General features: G+C 65.9%; 16 protein-coding genes. 10 read left to right on the forward strand and 6 right to left on the reverse strand.

Going from position 1 to position 16,997, the window contains the following annotated elements; genetic code table 11:
• Nucleotides 1–23 precede the first annotated feature (23 nt).
• From Q0J57_RS00755 to Q0J57_RS00765, 3 genes are read right to left on the reverse strand one after another with little or no spacing between them, the layout of a single operon-like run.
• Nucleotides 24–644, reverse strand: a complete 621-nt coding sequence (locus Q0J57_RS00755) for a histidine phosphatase family protein (protein WP_297215764.1) — start codon at nucleotides 642–644, stop codon at nucleotides 24–26.
• Nucleotides 644–1,930 carry a DVU_1551 family NTP transferase gene (locus tag Q0J57_RS00760; RefSeq protein WP_297215767.1) on the reverse strand — a complete coding sequence of 429 codons (1,287 nt, stop codon included), beginning with the start codon at nucleotides 1,928–1,930 and terminating at the stop codon, nucleotides 644–646. Before Q0J57_RS00760 ends, Q0J57_RS00755 begins: the two co-directional genes overlap by 1 nt.
• Complete coding sequence (locus Q0J57_RS00765; protein WP_297216774.1) at nucleotides 1,918–2,475, reverse strand: O-acetyl-ADP-ribose deacetylase; 558 nt, start codon at nucleotides 2,473–2,475, stop codon at nucleotides 1,918–1,920. Before Q0J57_RS00765 ends, Q0J57_RS00760 begins: the two co-directional genes overlap by 13 nt.
• Before the next feature lie 163 nt (nucleotides 2,476–2,638).
• Here Q0J57_RS00765 and Q0J57_RS00770 point away from each other — a divergent pair, with 163 nt between their 5' ends.
• Complete coding sequence (locus Q0J57_RS00770; RefSeq protein WP_297215772.1) at nucleotides 2,639–2,926, forward strand: hypothetical protein; 288 nt, start codon at nucleotides 2,639–2,641, stop codon at nucleotides 2,924–2,926.
• Between the two features lie 53 nt (nucleotides 2,927–2,979).
• Nucleotides 2,980–3,831, forward strand: coding sequence for a phospholipase D family protein (locus Q0J57_RS00775; protein WP_297215775.1), 852 nt, complete (start codon nucleotides 2,980–2,982; stop codon nucleotides 3,829–3,831).
• A 136-nt stretch (nucleotides 3,832–3,967) separates the two neighbouring features.
• Here Q0J57_RS00775 and Q0J57_RS00780 read toward each other — a convergent pair whose 3' ends face one another.
• Nucleotides 3,968–5,017, reverse strand: a complete 1,050-nt coding sequence (locus Q0J57_RS00780) for a YeiH family protein (RefSeq protein WP_297215778.1) — start codon at nucleotides 5,015–5,017, stop codon at nucleotides 3,968–3,970.
• A gap of 122 nt (nucleotides 5,018–5,139) precedes the next feature.
• Here Q0J57_RS00780 and Q0J57_RS00785 point away from each other — a divergent pair, with 122 nt between their 5' ends.
• Nucleotides 5,140–6,051 (forward strand): LysR substrate-binding domain-containing protein, encoded by a 912-nt coding sequence (locus Q0J57_RS00785; RefSeq protein ID WP_297215781.1) that lies wholly within the window; start codon nucleotides 5,140–5,142, stop codon nucleotides 6,049–6,051.
• A gap of 123 nt (nucleotides 6,052–6,174) precedes the next feature.
• On the opposite strand, the gene Q0J57_RS00790 is transcribed toward Q0J57_RS00785, so the two are convergent.
• Nucleotides 6,175–7,410 (reverse strand): HD domain-containing protein, encoded by a 1,236-nt coding sequence (locus Q0J57_RS00790; RefSeq protein WP_297215784.1) that lies wholly within the window; start codon nucleotides 7,408–7,410, stop codon nucleotides 6,175–6,177.
• A gap of 317 nt (nucleotides 7,411–7,727) precedes the next feature.
• Between Q0J57_RS00790 and rplM the strand changes: the two genes are divergently transcribed.
• From rplM to Q0J57_RS00805, 3 genes are all read left to right on the forward strand, one after another.
• Entirely contained in the window at nucleotides 7,728–8,162 is a 435-nt protein-coding gene (rplM, locus tag Q0J57_RS00795) for a 50S ribosomal protein L13 (RefSeq protein ID WP_297215786.1), read from the forward strand.
• 12 nt (nucleotides 8,163–8,174) lie between these two features.
• Nucleotides 8,175–8,567, forward strand: a complete 393-nt coding sequence (gene rpsI, locus Q0J57_RS00800; RefSeq protein WP_297215788.1) for a 30S ribosomal protein S9 — start codon at nucleotides 8,175–8,177, stop codon at nucleotides 8,565–8,567.
• A 96-nt stretch (nucleotides 8,568–8,663) separates the two neighbouring features.
• Nucleotides 8,664–10,403 carry a YcaO-like family protein gene (locus tag Q0J57_RS00805; protein ID WP_297215790.1) on the forward strand — a complete coding sequence of 580 codons (1,740 nt, stop codon included), beginning with the start codon at nucleotides 8,664–8,666 and terminating at the stop codon, nucleotides 10,401–10,403.
• Nucleotides 10,404–10,557: 154 nt separating this feature from the next.
• On the opposite strand, the gene polA is transcribed toward Q0J57_RS00805, so the two are convergent.
• Nucleotides 10,558–13,254: a DNA polymerase I gene (gene polA, locus Q0J57_RS00810; RefSeq protein WP_297215792.1), complete on the reverse strand. Its 2,697-nt coding sequence runs from the start codon at nucleotides 13,252–13,254 to the stop codon at nucleotides 10,558–10,560.
• Nucleotides 13,255–13,332: 78 nt separating this feature from the next.
• On the opposite strand from polA, the gene Q0J57_RS00815 reads away from it, so the two are divergent.
• The 4 genes from Q0J57_RS00815 to Q0J57_RS00830 are packed head-to-tail and all read left to right on the forward strand — an operon-like array spanning nucleotide 13,333 to nucleotide 16,909.
• A complete protein-coding gene (locus tag Q0J57_RS00815) occupies nucleotides 13,333–14,460 on the forward strand; it encodes an ABC transporter permease (protein WP_297215794.1) in 1,128 nt (375 codons plus the stop codon).
• A 3-nt stretch (nucleotides 14,461–14,463) separates the two neighbouring features.
• The gene (locus tag Q0J57_RS00820; RefSeq protein WP_297215796.1) at nucleotides 14,464–15,312 is read left to right on the forward strand and encodes an ATP-binding cassette domain-containing protein; all 849 of its coding nucleotides are present in this window, start codon (nucleotides 14,464–14,466) and stop codon (nucleotides 15,310–15,312) included.
• Complete coding sequence (locus Q0J57_RS00825) at nucleotides 15,309–16,262, forward strand: MlaD family protein (RefSeq protein WP_297215799.1); 954 nt, start codon at nucleotides 15,309–15,311, stop codon at nucleotides 16,260–16,262. The genes Q0J57_RS00820 and Q0J57_RS00825 overlap by 4 nt, the downstream gene beginning before the upstream one ends.
• Nucleotides 16,259–16,909, forward strand: a complete 651-nt coding sequence (locus Q0J57_RS00830) for a PqiC family protein (protein WP_297215802.1) — start codon at nucleotides 16,259–16,261, stop codon at nucleotides 16,907–16,909. Before Q0J57_RS00825 ends, Q0J57_RS00830 begins: the two co-directional genes overlap by 4 nt.
• Nucleotides 16,910–16,997 lie beyond the last annotated feature (88 nt).

Below are 16,997 nucleotides of genomic sequence, written 5' to 3' on the forward strand. Positions count from 1 at the left end.
CGGGACTTCTGTGGCGCATGGCCTCAGCAGGGCGGCAGGGCCGACAGCGGCAGCCAGACCAACGCGGCATAGGGCACGGACAGACGCAGCACCTGTTCCAGCGGCAGCGCCATGGCCCCGGCCAGCAGCGCGCGGATAACGCCCGCATGACACAGCAGCAGGGGGACGTCAGCGGTCGTTGTCCCCGCCTGCACCAGATGCCGCACCACCGCCAGCGCTCGCTGCTGCACTGCGGCAAAACTTTCGCCCCCCGGCGGGGCCTGCCGGGCAGGGTCCCGGCCCCGGGCAGCCCACTGCCGGGGATACCGCTGCCGTATCTCGGCGGCAGGCAGACCATCCCACGCCCCCAGGGCAATTTCCGTCAATCCCTCTTCCACGCGCACAGGCAGCATCCGTGCCGCCAGCGGCTCCAGCATCTCCCGCAGCACCTCGGCACTGCGCCGGCAGCGCCACAGGGGAGACACCACCAGCAGCGAAGGCTGCCGTGCGCACGGCGCGTCCTGCCACAGGGCACGGGCCGCCCGGCGCACCTGCCGTTCCCCCGCCGCACTCAGGGGCACATCCAGGCGTCCCAGCAGGCGACGCTGCCAATGATCGTCCACGGCCCCGTGCCGCATGAGCCAGATGCCCGCGTCTTCCGGCATCAGGCATCTCCCCCTGCCCGGCCGTCACCGCAGGCCGCCCATCCTCCGGCCGCCGCCAGGGCAGCCGCTTCTGCCACAGCCTGCCGGGCCAGCTCCGCCGGGGGAGTCATTTCCCCGCCTTCTGCCAGACCGGCCGCCAGCAGGGCTTCCATGCGCAAAGCTCTGCTCTTGCGCCCTACAATGGCCGCACAGGTCACCGCATCCGCCGCATAGGCCTCCAGCTTGTCCTCAAAACGCTGCGCCACACTGACCCACATGCTGCCCCGGCAGTACTTGTCCGCCAGAAACACCAGTTCCCGCTCCGTCATGCAGCGGGCCGGCACGGGCGCCATATCCCGATGCGTGGCAATGATCCTTCCCATGCGCGGCAAAAAAAGCTCCCGCAGCAGGCGTCCGCCGGCCCTTTCGTGCTCCGGCTGGCTCTTGCAGATGTCATGCACCATGCCGCACACCAGGGCCAGTTCCTCGTCCAGCACCGGCAGATCTGCCCCCGGCAGGCGGGACCGCGCCCGGTTCAGCGCCGCGCACAAGGCCCGGGCCACGCAGCCCACAGCCAAGCCATGGCGCATCCCCCGGTCCGGAACGGCATGCAGACGCAGCAGCTCCTGCGCCTCCCCGGGCAGCAGGCAGTCGGCCCGCCGGGCCAGCGCGCTCAGTCGCTCATGGTCCTGCGGCGTATCCATGTCATGCAGCATAAGGGCATCCGCCACCGGCACATGCCGCAGCGGAAAGGGCCGCAGTGCGGCACGCAGCCCCCCATCGCCCGCAAAGGTCAGCACCTGACGGGCCACGCTGGCGGGCAGAAAAACGGGGTGCCCCTCCCGGCCCGCAAAAACAGGCACCAGCACGGCCTCGTCCTGCGCCTGCGCAGCCTCCAGCACGGCCCGCACCGTCAGCGGGCGCACCAGCGGCACGTCCACGGGATGCACCAGAATGCCCACCACCCGGGGCGCCTGGCGCAGGATGGCCTCCAGCCCGGTCCGCACAGAGGAAAACATGCCCTGTTCCGGCGCGGCATTGCGCACCGTTCCCAGTCCGCTGGCGGCACAGGCCGCCTCCACCAGCGGCGCATGAAAGCCCGTGACCACCAGCCTGTACGGTCCCCCGGCCCAGAGGCGGGCCAGGCGGTCCAGCGCTGACCCGGCATTCTGCCCGCTGCCCAGCGGCAGGACAGCCTTGCAGCGCCCCATGCGCCGGGCTTCGCCCGCAGCCGGGATGAGCACGGCCAGGTCCGTTCTGCCGGCGGCAGGACAGAGCATGCCGGCATCAGGTCCTAGGCCTGCCACGGTCCCTCCTGCCGCGCCAGGGCGTGCAGGGCCTCTTCCAGCACCTGGCGGGAAGAGGCGGAAAAGGCCACCAGGCGAACCTCCTGCGGGAAGCCGTCGTCGGGCTGTTCGGCCAGAAAGGTAGCAATGGTCTTGACGGCAATCTGGGCCGCCATGTCCGCCGGATAGCCGTAGACCCCCGTGGAAATGGCCGGAAAGGCCACCGTGCGGCAGGCATTGTCCCCGGCCGTCAGCAGCGAGGAGCGATAGGCGGAAGCCAGCAGGCCGGGTTCTCCCTGAAAACCGCCATGCCAGACAGGCCCCACCGTATGGATGACATAGCGGGCCGGCAGCCGGAAGCCCGGCGTGATGCAGGCGCCGCCCGTGGGGCAGCCGCCCAGCAGACGGCAGGCTGCCAGCAGCTCAGGCCCCGCAGCCCGGTGGATGGCGCCGTCCACGCCGCCGCCTCCCAGCAGGCCTTCATTGGCAGCATTGACAATGGCGTCCACCTGCTCCCTGGTAATATCCCCTTCCACCACGTGGATACGTTGCAGCACGTTGCGCATGGCTTCCTCCTTGGCTGCGCGCCCTCTCCCGGCGCTGCCCAGAGCATAGTCCACGCCCATGGTCCCTTCAAGCCCTGCCCGCGCCGGCCGCCTTGACGCCCCCGCCCCCGCCATTTTATATAAGCGCTATCGTCTCTCCCCCTGCGCACGCAAAGGAGTCTGCATGATTTCGCCCAAAACCATCTTCGCCAATTCCAACGGCATGCACGAAGGCACCGTGGTTCTTGACAACGAATATTTCGAGCTGGACGGCATGATTCACGGTGATGTGCATCTGCGCAACGACACCACCTTCATCGTCAAGGGCATGGTGGCGGGCAACGTCTATGTGGATGCCACCTCGCGCATGTATGTGGCAGGCACCGTCATGGGCACCATCTACAACAAGGCCAGCAAGGAAGATGTGGAAATCGCCGGCGTGCTGGACGGAGAAATCCAGCAGCAGGGCTGATTCTCCTTCCGATACCCTGCGGCGGGCCGCCTTTCTTGCCGCCGGAGACTGCCATGGGATTTTTGGGACTGTTTGAAAAAGCGGGCAGCGGCCCGGAACTGGTCACCACCGAAGGCATCAACTTTCGCCTGGAAACCATGTTCAAGCAGGCGCGGCAATGGATCTGCATCATCTCGCCCTACATCCGGCTGGGCATGCGCCTGCGTGACCTGCTGGAAGAAAAGAAGGCCGCGGGCGTCACCATTACGGTGGTGCACCGCGAGTACTTTGCGGAATACCGCCTGCCCACGGCCGTCTTCCGGCGGCAGAACCTGCACGCCAAGTGCTTTCTGACCGAACAGGCCGCCCTGCTGGGCAGCATGAATCTCTACGACTACAGCCAGACCAATAACGACGAACTGGGCCTCTATTTTACGCAGCAGGACTGTCCCGATCTCTATGAGCAGCTGACCACCGAGGCCCGGCGCCTGTGCCGGGACCTGCCCGAACGCCGGCCGGAGCGGCATTTCAGCCTTTTTGGCCGGAGTACGGCAGAAACGGACATTCCCCTGCAAAAGGGGCAGGTCTGCAACGACCGGCAGAAACGGGCCGTCTTTCCCTTCGTGAATGAGCGCATCTACGGCATCAACGAGCTGCGGGACGGCAACGTGGTGCTCTGCCTGCGCAGTTCCGGTCCCTATCACAACGAGGAGCGGCGCGGCATCCTGTACTATCAGGGGCAGAATACCGGTGAAGGCCCCCAGCGGCTCATCTATGGCAACAGGACCCTGTACACCTGCTACGAAAACCGGAAACGGCGCATCTTTCTCTTCCGGGACAATGCCTACGACGGCGAATACGTCTTTGCCGCCCAGCCCTTTCAGAAGGACGGCCGCTGGTTCTTCCCGCTGCGGCCCAAAGGCTAGGCAGCAGGCCGTCCCCGCCCCCCGCACCACCGGCAGCCGGGAATCTTCCCGCCCTGTCCCCATCTTCAGCCATGCCACAACAAAGGGGACAGAAGGCCATCGGCCCCCTGTCCCCTGACGGCGTGCTGCCGCTCCTCTACCCCATGAAGAAGCCGGCCGCAAAGTAGCCGCCCACCCCAAGCCAGACGGCCAGAATGCCGGCCAGCAGGAAGGGCCGGGGACCCACCTTGCGCACTTTTTCCAGACTGGTTTCCATGCCCAGGGCACACATGGCCATGGTCAGCAGAAAGACATCAAAGGCGTTGATGGCATTGACCACTGCCGCAGGAATGATGCCCAGGGAATTGATGCCGATGGTCACCACAAAGAGCACGGCAAACCAGGGAAAGCTCTTCATGGGAGTGCTGCTGTCGCCGGTGCGGGCAGCGGCACCGGCAGCCCGGCGCAGCCAGAAGCCCAGCACCACCAGCAGGGGCGCCAGCATGATGACCCGCATCATCTTCACGATGACGGCCGTATTGCCCGCATCGGCGGAAACGGCCTGCCCGGCGGCCACGGCATGGGCCACTTCATGCAGGGTGGCTCCGGCAAAGGCACCATAGACCTCGGCAGACATGGGCAGCAGCCCGTGGCTGAACAGCAGCGGATACAGCAGCATGGCCAGCGTACCGTAGACCACCACAGTGCCCACGGCGATGCTGCTTTCGTGATTTTCGGCCTTGACCACGGGTTCCACGGCCAGCACGGCGGCCGCCCCGCAGATGGAGCTGCCGGCAGCCGTCAGCAGGGCCAGACGGCGGGGCAGGCGAAACACGCGAATGCCCAGCCAGGACCCCAGCAGAAAGGTGGAACAGAGCATGCAGGCCGCCAGGGCCGCACCCCGCAGGCCCACCTGCGCCAGGTCCTGGAAGGTGAGGCGAAAGCCGTAAAGGATGATGGCCAGCCGCAGCAGCGATTTGGAGGAAAAGAGAATGCCGGGCTTGAGATAGGCCGGCATATGCACATGCAGGGTATTGCCGTAGCACATGCCCACCACAATACCCACGATGAGCGGACTGATGCCCAGGGCAGTCAGAAAGGGAAGCTCCACCAGATGAAAGGCCACACTGGCAAAAAGGGCAACAAAGACAAGGCCGTTGAGCAGCTGCACATTGCGTTCGTTACGAAGGGCCTGAATGGAAAACATGGTGAACTCCCCTTGCTAAAAATGCTGAACTTCGTGATTCTGGGGTAGCACCGTGCGCACAGGCGTACAAACGGAAATCCTTTTTGGCATCAACAACTTTTTCTTATCGGTGAGGGGGCGGCATGACGCTGCGGCATATGGAAGTCTTCCTGGCACTGGCCCGCAATCCCAACATGCGGGAGGTGGCCGAGCTGCTCTGTGTGTCCCAGGCGGCGGTCTCTTCCGCCCTGCGGGGCTTCGAGGACGAGCTGGGCAGCCAGCTCTTCGTGCGGGCCGGGCGCGGCCTGCTGCTCAACGAAAAGGGGCGCCTGCTGGAAAAACGCCTGGCGCCCATCTATGCCGAACTCAGAAACGTGCTGGACCTCACCACCTATGCCACGCTGGCAGGCAGGCTGACCATCGGCGCCTCCACCACCCTGGCAGACTTTGTGCTGCCCGTCATTCTCTACGACTTTCACAGCACGCATCCCAATGTGCGCATACGCTGCGAATCGGGCAATACGCACGACATTCTGCGCGATGTGGAAAACGGCCTGCTGGATGTGGGCTTTGTGGAAGGGCAGGTACGCAGCCTGGCCCTCAATGTGCGCCCCCTGGCCCAGGAGCGCCTGCTGGTGGTTTCCGGCGACAGGGAAAGCGCGGCGGCCGGGCCGGTATCCATCCGCGAACTCATGCAGCGGCGCTGGCTGCTGCGCGAGCAGGGGTCCGGCGCGCGGGAGGCCTTTCTGGCCGCCATTACGCCACTGGGCATCCGGCCCAGGGACTTTCTGGAATTCAATCACTATGATCCCATCAAGATTCTGCTGCACAAGCCGGGCACGCTGGCCTGCGTTTCCCGCTTCATCGTGCAGCGGGAACTGGAAGCCCAGGAGCTGTGGGAAGTGCCCCTGTCGGACATACGCATCGGCAGAACCTTCTATCGCGTGGAGCATCGCGGCCGTCAGCCCTCGCCGCTGGTGGAGGTCATTTCCGATCTTATCCAGAACTATCTGGAGCATGACGCCCCGGACACGCAGAAGCCACAGGACAGCTGAGCGGCCAGGATTGCCCGCAGGGCCGCACCGGCACCACCCGCCGGGCCGGTATCCGGGACTGCCGCCGGGCCTGACGCCGCACCTGTATCCGGGCCTGTATCCGGGACTTTTCCGGCGTGGCGTTCAGTCAAAGTCAGCCAGCAGGGCATCCAGATGCAGGCAGCCCAGGGGACTCTGGCTCAGGTCTGTCCTGAGGCGGGCCTGCGCCTCCTGGAGGTGCGGCGAGGACACCCCGTTGCGGATGGAGCTGTGGGCCTCCATGAAGGCGGCCAGTTTGTCGCATTCCTTGATGAGGCGGCCGTCCTTGGGCTGGAGCGCATCGGCGTTGCAGCGGCTGTGCAGGGCGTCAAAATCTGCGATTCGGCGGGCATGCCCGTTTTCCCGCACGGTCTCATGGAATTCCGAGCCGGTTTCCATGCCCAGATAATAGGACAGCAGCCCCACCAGGTCTTCCAGGCCATCGCTGCGCAGCGGGGCAAAGATGCGGCGCTCCAGCTCCTGTTCCTCGTATTCGCGGAGAATTTCGGGCAGGCATTCCACGGACTGCTTTACCGGCGAGATGATGTCCCGCGTGAGCAGCTCCGGCAGATCGTGCAGCAGCCCGCAGAAAAAGTTGTTGATGGCCCGCGCCCGGCAGGCTCCGATGGTCTGACTGAAGAAATAGGCATAGGTGGCCACGATGAACATATGCCCCAGCACCGAAGTGGCCGGAATGCGCGGGGCCTGCGTCCAGCGGATCTGAAAGCGCAGCTGCCCGCAGATATTGGCCAAACGGGCCAGCGCCGTATGGCCGGCCACGATGTCGCGCATGCCCTTCACATCCTGAAAGCTGTTCAGGCGGTCCCGGAAGGACTGCGCAATGTCCTCCATCTCCTCGTCAAAGCCGTTGAGGGGTCGGATAAGGCGGAATTCCCACTGCGAGGCATACAAATGCGCCGCATTGAGGATACGCCGGGCCAGGCTGTCCGTATCGCTGGCATGCCATGCCCGCATGCGCTGCCAGAAGTCCCCCAGCGGGGCAAGGGCCGGCTCCAGGCGCTTCATGACATGCTCGGTAAGCTGCCGGTAATGCTCGCGGTTTTCCTTGATGCGATAAAAGACCGGCGGCTTGATGTCCGTAATGATCAGGCGGTAGTAATAGTCGAACAGGCCGCCCTCGATGATCTCCTGGCCCAGGGCCAGCCGTTGTTCCTCGGGAAGGCGGCGGCTGTTTTCGTGCCAGAGCACGCAGGCCACCAGCATCTTGTGGGCCTGCTTGTCGATTTCCACCAGTTCGGCGGGCCGCAGCTTGTCGTTCCAGCGCAGCAGATAGGCGCCGGAAAAGGTGAGTTGCAGAAGACTCTTGCGGATGGATGGCATACAGCTCCCACGCTGCGCCGGGCACCCTGCGCAGCAAAGACGCCGCCCCGCCCGGTCGCGCCCCCGCGGCACGCCGCTGCATGAGACGGAATGAACAAAAAAGTGCTGGCATTATATGGCGAGCTGGGGTAAAGCTCAAGGCGCGCGGAGCGCCGGCGTGTTTTCCTCCCGGAAGGCTCGCTTGACATGTTGCGCGCCATAGGCTAGAAAACCTTCTCTTTACAGCGATACTGTCGTCATCCCCGTTAGGCGGCACGTCGCATGACGGATTTTCCGCCGCATTATGGCATCTGATATTTGCAGAGGAGTTCATCCCCATGAAGACGTTCAGCCCTACCCCCAAAGACATCAACCGCCAGTGGTATGTGGTCGATGCTCAGGATCAGGTGCTGGGTCGCCTGGCCAGCCAGATCGCCCATCGCCTGCGCGGCAAACACAAGCCCGAGTTTGCCCCTCACATGGATCTTGGTGACTTTATCGTTGTCGTCAACTGCGACAAGGTGAAGGTTACCGGCAAGAAGATGCATGACAAGAAGTACTACCGGCATTCCGGCTGGGTCGGCGGTCTGAAGACCACCAGCCTTGCCGATGTCCTCGCCGACAAGCCGGAGCGCGTGCTCATGGCCGCCGTGCGCGGCATGCTGCCCAAGAATCGTCTGGGCCGCGCCATGCTGAAGAAGCTCAAGGTCTATGCTGGCGCCGAGCATCCCCATGCCGCCCAGAACCCGCAGCCGCTGACCCTGCCCTACTAAGGAGTGCACGCTATGAGCGAGAAATTTGATTACGGTACCGGCCGCCGCAAGACGGCTACCGCTCGTACCCGCATTTATGCCGGTTCCGGCAACATCACGGTCAACGGTCGCTCCTTTGAGGAGTATTTTCCCCGCAAGACCCTCCAGATGATCATCCGTCAGCCCCTGGTGTTGGCCAAGCTGGCCGAAAAGCTGGACGTGCGCGTCAACGTGGCCGGCGGCGGCGTGAGCGGCCAGGCCGAAGCCGTGCGTCACGGCATTTCCCGTGCCCTGCTGGTGGTGGATCCCGCCCTGCGCCCGGTGCTGAAGAAGGCCGGTTTCCTCACCCGCGATGCCCGCAAGAAGGAACGCAAAAAGTACGGTCTGCGTGCCGCTCGTGCCCGCTACCAGTACTCCAAGCGTTAATATCCTTGGGGATGTCTGTTCAGGGGCAGGCCTTCGGGCCTGCCCCTTTTCGTATCTGCCCCGCCACACCGTTCCCCTGACAGCATGGATCACGCCATGGAGTATACCTATACCCACAGCCAGACACAGGCCACCACCGGCTACTTTTCCTGCGAACCGCCTGCCTCCCTTACGCTGGAAGCGGCCCTGCATCAGCTGGAAGCCTGTCCGCTGGACGATTTTCTGCATCTGCACTGTCTGCGTGCCCTGGGCCGCCTCTCGCCGGCAGCCCTGCGCCAGCTGGCCGATCAGGCCTATGATGCCGCTGCCGACCGTTTTCCCCGCCCTGCCCTGGCTGCCCTGCTGCTGGAAGGCGCCCTGCTCCAGCCCGGTGCAGCGGCAGTCACCGCGGCCTTTCCGCCCGATGCGCCGGCGCGCCTGGATGCGGCCTCGCCCCTGGTCTACCTGCGGGCGGCCATGCTGCCCGATCACGCCCTGGCCCGGCAGTGGAGCGAGATCTTCCGGGAAAACATCACGGAGCATCACATGCTGCCCTGCCCGGAAGACGTGGACCTGCCCCCGCTGTATGATGCGGCGGCCCTGCACCGGGAACAGGAGGCCATGCAGGCCGGGGCCGGCATGCTGCCGCGGCTGCGGGAGGCCGTGGCTGCGGAAAACCTTCCTGCCTGGCAGCGCCCCCCGGCGGAGGAAACCTATGACACGGCCGTGCAGGCCCTTGGCCGGGCCGGCGTGCTGGCCGGACAGGAAATGCGCCACCAGGCATCGCTCTCGCCCATTGCCCTGCTGCGGGCCTGGCATGTGGACATGCACGTGGAAAGCGGCACCGACGACGCCCTGCTGCGCTATACCCTGCGCGGTCAGGCCACGGCCTACGGACGCGGCCTGTCCCTGCCCCAGGCCAGAGCCTCCTACAGCATGGAAATCGTGGAGCGTTGCAGCGCCTATGTGAGCATCAGCCGGCAGGGGGGCGCCTTTGGTCAGGGCGAGGTCAGCAACCGCCTGCGTCCCCTGCCCCTGCTGCGGCGCTCCTGTCAGGAACTTCAGGCCGAAGGCCGGCCCTTTCTTGCGCCGGAACGCCTGCCCCTGGAGGCCCCCCTGTGCCCCGGCACACCCCTGCACTGGGTTCCGGCCCGCGATGCCCAGGGGAACGAAGTGCTGGTACCTGCCCAGGCGGTCTTTCTGTTCTGCAATCTGGCGGAACCCTCCCTCTTTCTGGCGGCCGGCTCCACGGGCCTGGCATCAGGCAATACCCTGGACGAGGCCAAGCTGGCCGCCCTCACCGAAATTCTGGAACGTGACGCCGAAGCCACCACACCTTTCCGGCGGCAGGGCTGCTTTACCCTGTATTCCCGCGACGCCCGCCTGCAGGCCCTGCTGGACGATTACGCGGCACGCGGCATCCGCCTGCAATTCCAGGACATGACCACCGAAGCCGGCCTGCCGGTGTATCAGGCCTTTGTCATGAGCCGCCGCGGCGCCGTGGTGCGGGCCACCGGGGCCGGTCTGTGCGGTGCCCGGGCGGCGCTGGCCGCCCTGACGGAAACCCCCTGGCCCTATCCCTACGGCGAGCCGACCGGTCCGGCGCTGGCCGCTCTGCCCCAGCGCTGCCTGGAAGAGCTGCCGGACTACAGCCTGCCCTCGCCGGCAGCCAATGTGCGCCTGCTGGAATCCCTGCTCCAGGCCCAGGGGCACGCGCCCCTCTACGTGGAACTGACCCGTGCCGATCTGGGCATTCCCGTGGTGCGGGCCATCATTCCCGATCTGGAACTGACTGCCGAACTGGACGCCTTTTCGCGGCCATCGCGCCGCCTCATGGCCCGCTATCTGGGGGGCTAAGAGGCCCACCCCACGGCGCACCCGCCGCCCGCCCCATGCCCCTGCGGCAGAATGCCCCGCCGCCAGGGGAAGAACGCATGCAAAAACGGCACGTTCCGCAGAACGTGCCGTTTTCTGTTCCTGTGGCGCATGGCGCCTTATCGACGGGCAGGGCCTAATGGGCCGTTCCCCAGTCATGCCCCACGCCGGCATCCACCACCAGCGGGATGGACAGGGGCGTGCCGCCGGGCGCCACCGAGGCCATGAGTCGGGTCACCTGCCGGGCAGCATCCTGCGCAGCCTCCTGCGGCACTTCCAGCAGCAGTTCGTCATGCACCTGCAACAACAGGCGGGCATCCATGCGCGCCAGCTCCGGGTCCGCATCCACGGCAAGCATGGCCAGCTTGATGATGTCCGCGGCGGACCCCTGAATCACCGTATTGATGGCCTGACGGCGGGCCAGTGCCGCGGCCTGGCCGTTGGCGGAATGAATGTCCGGCAGCAGGCGGCGGCGTCCGCCCAGAGTTGTCACAAAGCCCTGGCGACGGGCTGCGGCCTCCACAGCCTCGTAAAAGGCCTTGAGGCCGGTGAGGTGCTCAAAGTAGCGGGCAATGAAGTCCTTGGCCTCAGCAAGGCTGATCTTCAGTTCCTGGGCCAGTTTCTGCGCCCCCATGCCGTAGATGAGGCCGAAATTGATGGTCTTGGCGTTGCGCCGCTGGTCCGGGCTGACCGCTTCGGGCGCGCAGTCATAGATCAGGGCCGCCGTGCGGGCATGAATGTCCGCGCCGTGGCGAAAGGCCTCCAGCAGGACGGCATCCTGCGACATGTGGGCCAGCACGCGCAGCTCCACCTGCGAATAGTCGGCAGAGACCAGGGCATTGCCCGGTCCGGCGATGAAGCAGGCCCGCATGCGCTTGCCCAGCGGACCGCGCACCGGAATGTTCTGGAGGTTGGGATTGCTGGACGAAAGGCGCCCCGTGGCCGTGGCCTTCTGATTGAAGGTGGTGTGCAGGCGCCCGTTGGCGTCCACCAGCCGCGGCAGCGGGTCCAGATAGGTGGAGCGCATCTTTTCCAGCTTGCGGTACTGCAGAATGCTGTCCACCACGGGATGCCGGCCGGCCAGCTTTTCCAGCGTGGCCTGGCTGGTGGAGGCCTGACCGCCGCGCGTCTTGCGGGGGGACGGCAGCGCCAGCGTACCGAACAGCACCTCGCCCAGCTGCTGCGCCGAACGGATATTGAACTGCCGGCCGGCCGCGGCATATACCGTGGCCGTCAGCGCATCCAGCTCCTTCTGCACATCTGCCAGAAAACTCTGAAAGGCTGCCGCATCAATGGCAATGCCCCGGGCTTCCATGCGGGCCAACACCGGAACCAGCGGCATTTCCAGATGCCGGTACAGGTCCAGCAGGCCGTCACGGGCCAGCCGGTTTTCCAGCAGGCCGGCCATGCCCAGCGCCAGACCAGCCGCCCCCTGCTCCTGCCCGCCGGGCAGCGCCGCGCCCCAGCGCACGACCAGCTTGGGCCAGCCGTGGTCATTCTCTTCCGGGTCCAGCAAGTAGGAGGCCAGGCTCAGATCAAAGAGACGCGGCAGCACCTCGGGCGGCAGGGCATGGCTCCGTCCCAGCAGGGGCTTGGCATCTTCGGTCACAATGGCGTCCGCGGCCTGCAACCAGCGCAGCAGCACGGCCTGGCTGCCGCTCCAGCGGGCAGACCAGCACGTGCCCCCGCCGCTGTCCAGGGCCAGATGAGGCGGCATGTCCGGCCCCTGCGCCCAGATGATGGCCACGCGCGCGCCGCGGCTGTCCGGCAGGTCCTCTGCCTGGCAGCGGATGGGCGGCAGCACCGGTTCCAGAGACGGGGCAGCCATGTCCAGCAGGCTGAGCTGGGTACCGGCACTGCGCACGGGGGCAGGATCGCCCTGCTCGCCCGTCTGCGTGCCGCCGGCTGCCGGTACGGGCACAGGCGCCGCCGTCGCCGCACTGCGGCGCTTCAGGTAGGCTTCCAGATCACGGCGCAGGGCAAACAGCTCGAATTCCGCTGCCAGCTCACGGCAGGCCGCCACATCGGGCGGCCGCACGGCCAGGTCATCCAGGGTCAGCTCCGTGCAGAAGTCCCGGCGCAGGGTGGTCAGGTCTCTCCAGACAAACATGGCCTCCAGATGCTCCCGCAACTTGTCCTGCAACTTGGCCGGCACCTTGTCAAAATGATCGCGGATATCCTCCAGCGAGGAACAGTGCTCGAAAATCTGCTGCGCCTTCTTGGGACCGATGCCCGGCACGCCGGGGATATTGTCACTGCTGTCGCCGATGAGCGCCTGCACATCGGGCCACTGCTCGGGCCTGACGCCGCTCTCGTTCACAAAATCATCCAGCGTCAGCAGCTTTTCCTCGCGGGATCCGGGGTCCCACAAGCTCACACGGGGGCTGAGGCACTGCTTGAGGTCCTTGTCGCCGCTGACAATGACCACGGGGCGCTGCGGCGAAAGGCGCGCCGCCAGCGAAGCAATGCAGTCGTCGGCCTCGCAACCCTGCGAAACCACCAGCGGCAGCCCCAGTGCCCGCACCATGCGCTGAATGGGATCAATCTGCCGCACCAGGTCTTCGGGGGTGGCATCCCGGTTGGCCTTGTAGAGGGGGTAGCGCTCATGCCGGAAGTTCTTGCCCCGGCCGTCCTGCACAAAAACAAAATGGCTGGGCGCCTCGTCGCGCAAAATGCGCAGCAGCACCCGGCTGACCACCACCAGGGCATTGGTGGGAAAGCCGTCGGAACGCTGCATGTTGCGATTGGCAAAAAAGCCCCGGAAGATGAAGGCTGAACCGTCCATCAGCAAAAGGGGCGCCGTATCAAGACCAAGACGTTCTTGCAGTGACATGGCATGACGGGGTTGAGGTGCACGAAAAACGGCCGGCCGATGCTTGCAGGGCAGGCCGGCAAGCGGTATGATAAAAGGATGGAAGCAAGTCCGCAAGTCAGCTTTGCCAGGACGCAGGACCGCCTGACCATCAGCGTGGGCGGCTGCTGGAAGATGGGCGCCCCATGGCCCCCGTCGGCTGACGCTTCCCTGCGGGCCATGGCCCAGCCGCATACGACCGGCCTGACCCTGCGCTGCGAGGACCTGAAACACTGGGATTCCAGTCTGCTGGTTTTTTTGGTGCGGTGCATCCGGGCTGCCCAGGAGCACGGCCTGCCTGTGCAGCGCGACCTGCCCCACGGCCTGGAACGCCTGGTCCATCTGGCCTTTGCCGTGCCGGCCAAGCAGGGCGCCTCCCGCAGCAAGGAGCAGGAAGGCCCAGTGGCCCGCCTGGGCGGGGCAGTGCTGGCCCTGCCCGGCAAGCTCCGCGAATTCACCGCCTTTGTGGGCGATGCCACCCTGGCCATCCTGCGCTTCTGCACCGGACGCTCGCACATGCGCATGCAGGACCTCATGGCCGCCATGTACGAATGCGGCGTGCTGGCCCTGCCCATCATTTCCCTGACCAGTCTGCTGTTCGGCCTTATCCTGGCCTTTGTGGGCGCGGTGCAGCTCACGCAGTTCGGCGCCCAGATCTATGTGGCGGGGCTGGTGGGCATCGGCATGCTGCGCGTCATGGGCGCCATCATGGTGGGTGTGGTCATGGCCGGCCGGGTGGGGGCCTCCTTTGCGGCCCTCATCGGCACCATGCAGGTCAATGAAGAGGTGGATGCCCTGGTCACCCTGGGAATCTCGCCCATGGACTTTCTGGTGCTGCCGCGCATGCTGGCCCTCACGGCCATGATTCCCCTGCTCACCCTCTATGCCGATCTCATGGGCATTCTGGGCGGCTTTGTGGTGGGCGTGGGCATGCTGGACCTCAACCCGCTGGAATACCTCAGCGCCACCGTCACCATGGTATCTTTCCGCCACGGCATCATCGGCCTGGTCTATGCGGCCGTCTTCGGGGTCATCATTGCCCTGACGGGCTGCTATCAGGGCATGCGCTGCGGCCGCAGCGCCCAGGCCGTGGGCCAGGCCACCACCACGGCGGTGGTGCACGGCATTGTGGGCATCATTGTGGCCACCTCTGTCATTACCGTTCTCTGCAACGTGCTGGGGGTCTAGATCATGGACAGCGCACCGGCCGCCTCCCCGCAGACCCCCCCGGCACAGCACAGGCCGCCGCGCCTGCGCGTGCGTGACCTCACCGTGGGCTACGGCTCCTTTGTGCTCATGCAGGACGTGAATTTCGACGTGGCCGAAGACGACGTCTTTCTCATCATGGGCGGATCGGGCTGCGGCAAAAGCTCGCTGCTGCGCGTGCTCATGGGTCTCAAGGCCCCGCAGTCCGGACACGTCTTCTACGGCGAAACGGACCTCTGGGCCTGTACGGAACAGGAGCGCCGCCGCCTGCTGCAACGCACGGGCGTGCTCTTTCAGGGCGGGGCGCTGTGGAGTTCCATGACGCTGGCCGAGAACGTGGGCCTGCCCCTGCAACAGTATACCACGCTCTCTCCCGCTGAAATCCGGGATCAGGCCGCCCTCAAGCTGGCGCTGGCGGGTCTGGCGGGCTTCGAGGATTACTATCCCTCGGAAATCAGCGGCGGCATGCGCAAGCGTGCCGGCCTGGCCCGTGCCCTGGCCCTGGACCCGGAAATCCTTTTTCTGGATGAGCCTTCCGCCGGGCTGGACCCGGTCAGCTCGCGCCTGCTGGATGATCTCATCCTCGAGCTGCGCGACTCGCTGGGCACCACCTTTGTCATCGTTTCCCACGAGCTGGCCAGCATCTTCACCGTGGCCAGCAACAGCATCTTTCTGGATGCGCAGACGCGCCGGGTCACGGCGTCGGGCAATCCAAGCCTGCTGGTACGCGACCCCCACACGGAAGAACAAGCCATGCGCTTTCTTACCCGCGGCGCGTCAGGCCAAGCCCCGTCACCGGACAGAACCGGCGGGACCACAAGGACTACCGCATGAGTCAATCCCGTTCCAAAGTGGCCGTAGGCAGCTTTGTTCTCGGTGCCCTGGCCCTGCTTGTGCTGGGCATTGCCCTTCTGGGGGGCGGCAATCTTCTGAGCGACGATCTGGAATACCGGCTGTATTTCGACGGCTCGGTAAGCGGCCTTTCCGTGGGCGCGCCCGTGGTCTTTCGCGGGGTGCCCCTGGGCAGCGTGACGCATATCAGTCTGGAAGCCAATCCCCGCGATGGCAGCGTCACCATTCCCGTACACATCCGCATCAACGAACGTGCCATCGGCACTTCCCGCCCGCGGGAGCACTTTACGGACGAGGAGCGCATCGCAGTGCTGGGCAAGCTGGTGCAGCGCGGCCTGCGGGCGCGCCTGCAACTCCAGAGCCTCATCACCGGCCAGTATCGCGTGGAGCTGGATTTCTACCCCAATGCCCCGGCCAAGTACCGTTCCAATGACCCGCGGACGGAAATCCCCACCATGACCTCGCCCATCGACCAGCTGCAACGCAGCCTGGCCTCGCTGCCGCTCAAGGAGATGACCCTTTCGCTCCAGGATGTGCTGACGCGCCTGTCCGACATCCTGGCGTCCAGCGATATCGAACGCGGCCTCAAAAACTTTGCCGACACCTTCGGCGAAGCGCACCACCTGCTGCTGGCCAGCCGGGAAACTCAGCAGGCCATCACCATGGCAGCCACCGATCTTTCCCGGCTTTCCGCCCAGGCCGCCGGCAGCCTGCCCGCCAGCCTCACCAGCCTTTCCCAGACCTTGGAAGCCTACCGGCAGGTGGCCCTCTCCACCCAGGCACTGGTGGGACGCAATGCGCCGGCCGTCAATGAGCTGCAAAGCCTGCTGCGCGAAGCCAATGCCGCCATGCGCGCCCTGCGCGCCCTGGCCGAAACCCTGCAACGCAATCCCGAATCCCTGCTTCTGGGCCGACACGGAGGCCGCCGATGACCCCTTGCTTCACCCGTCTGATGCCCCTGCTGACCATGTGTGCCCTGCTGGGGCTGCTGCCGCTGTGCACGGCCTGCGGGCCGAGCGCCCCCACCCACTACTACATGCTGGACAGCGGCGAAACGCCCCTTGCCGCCGACAGCCTGCCCCCCACCGTGCTGCGCATCGCCCAGGTGGGCATTCCCGGCTATCTTGACCGCCAGGGCATTGTCAGCCGCCGCCCGGACAGCCCCCGCCTGCGGGTGGACAATTTCGATATCTGGGCCGAACCCCTGGATCAGGGTATCCGCCGTGTCCTGCGCGAAGTGCTCTGGCCGCGCCTGCTGCCCTGCGGCATCACCGTGGACTGCGGCAACGGCAATGACGGCTGGGACAGCGTGCTTGTGCTGAACATTCTGCGGCTGGACGGCGCACCGGGCCAGACCGCCCACCTGGAGGCCCGCTGGAGCGTGCAGGATACTGCCGGCCGCATCCTGGCCGGGGGCAACTACGCGGACAGCCTGGACTGCCCCGCCCAAAGCGGCGGAGACGGCAGCCCGTCCGCCCTGGTAAACACCCAGAGCCAGCTGCTGCAACGCATGGGCCGCGCCCTGGCGCCGCAGATCGCCCGGGCGGCTGCCCCGGCCCGGGGCGTGGCCGCCCGCTGAACCGGTCCCTTTGCACAAAAAGCCCCCGTCACGCTGGTGACGGGGGCTTTTTTCGGATCAGGGCACTGCCCTGTCCGCGAGAGGGGAT

Origin of the sequence: uncultured Desulfovibrio sp., from assembly GCF_944324505.1 — a bacterium.
Lineage (GTDB): Bacteria > Desulfobacterota > Desulfovibrionia > Desulfovibrionales > Desulfovibrionaceae > Desulfovibrio.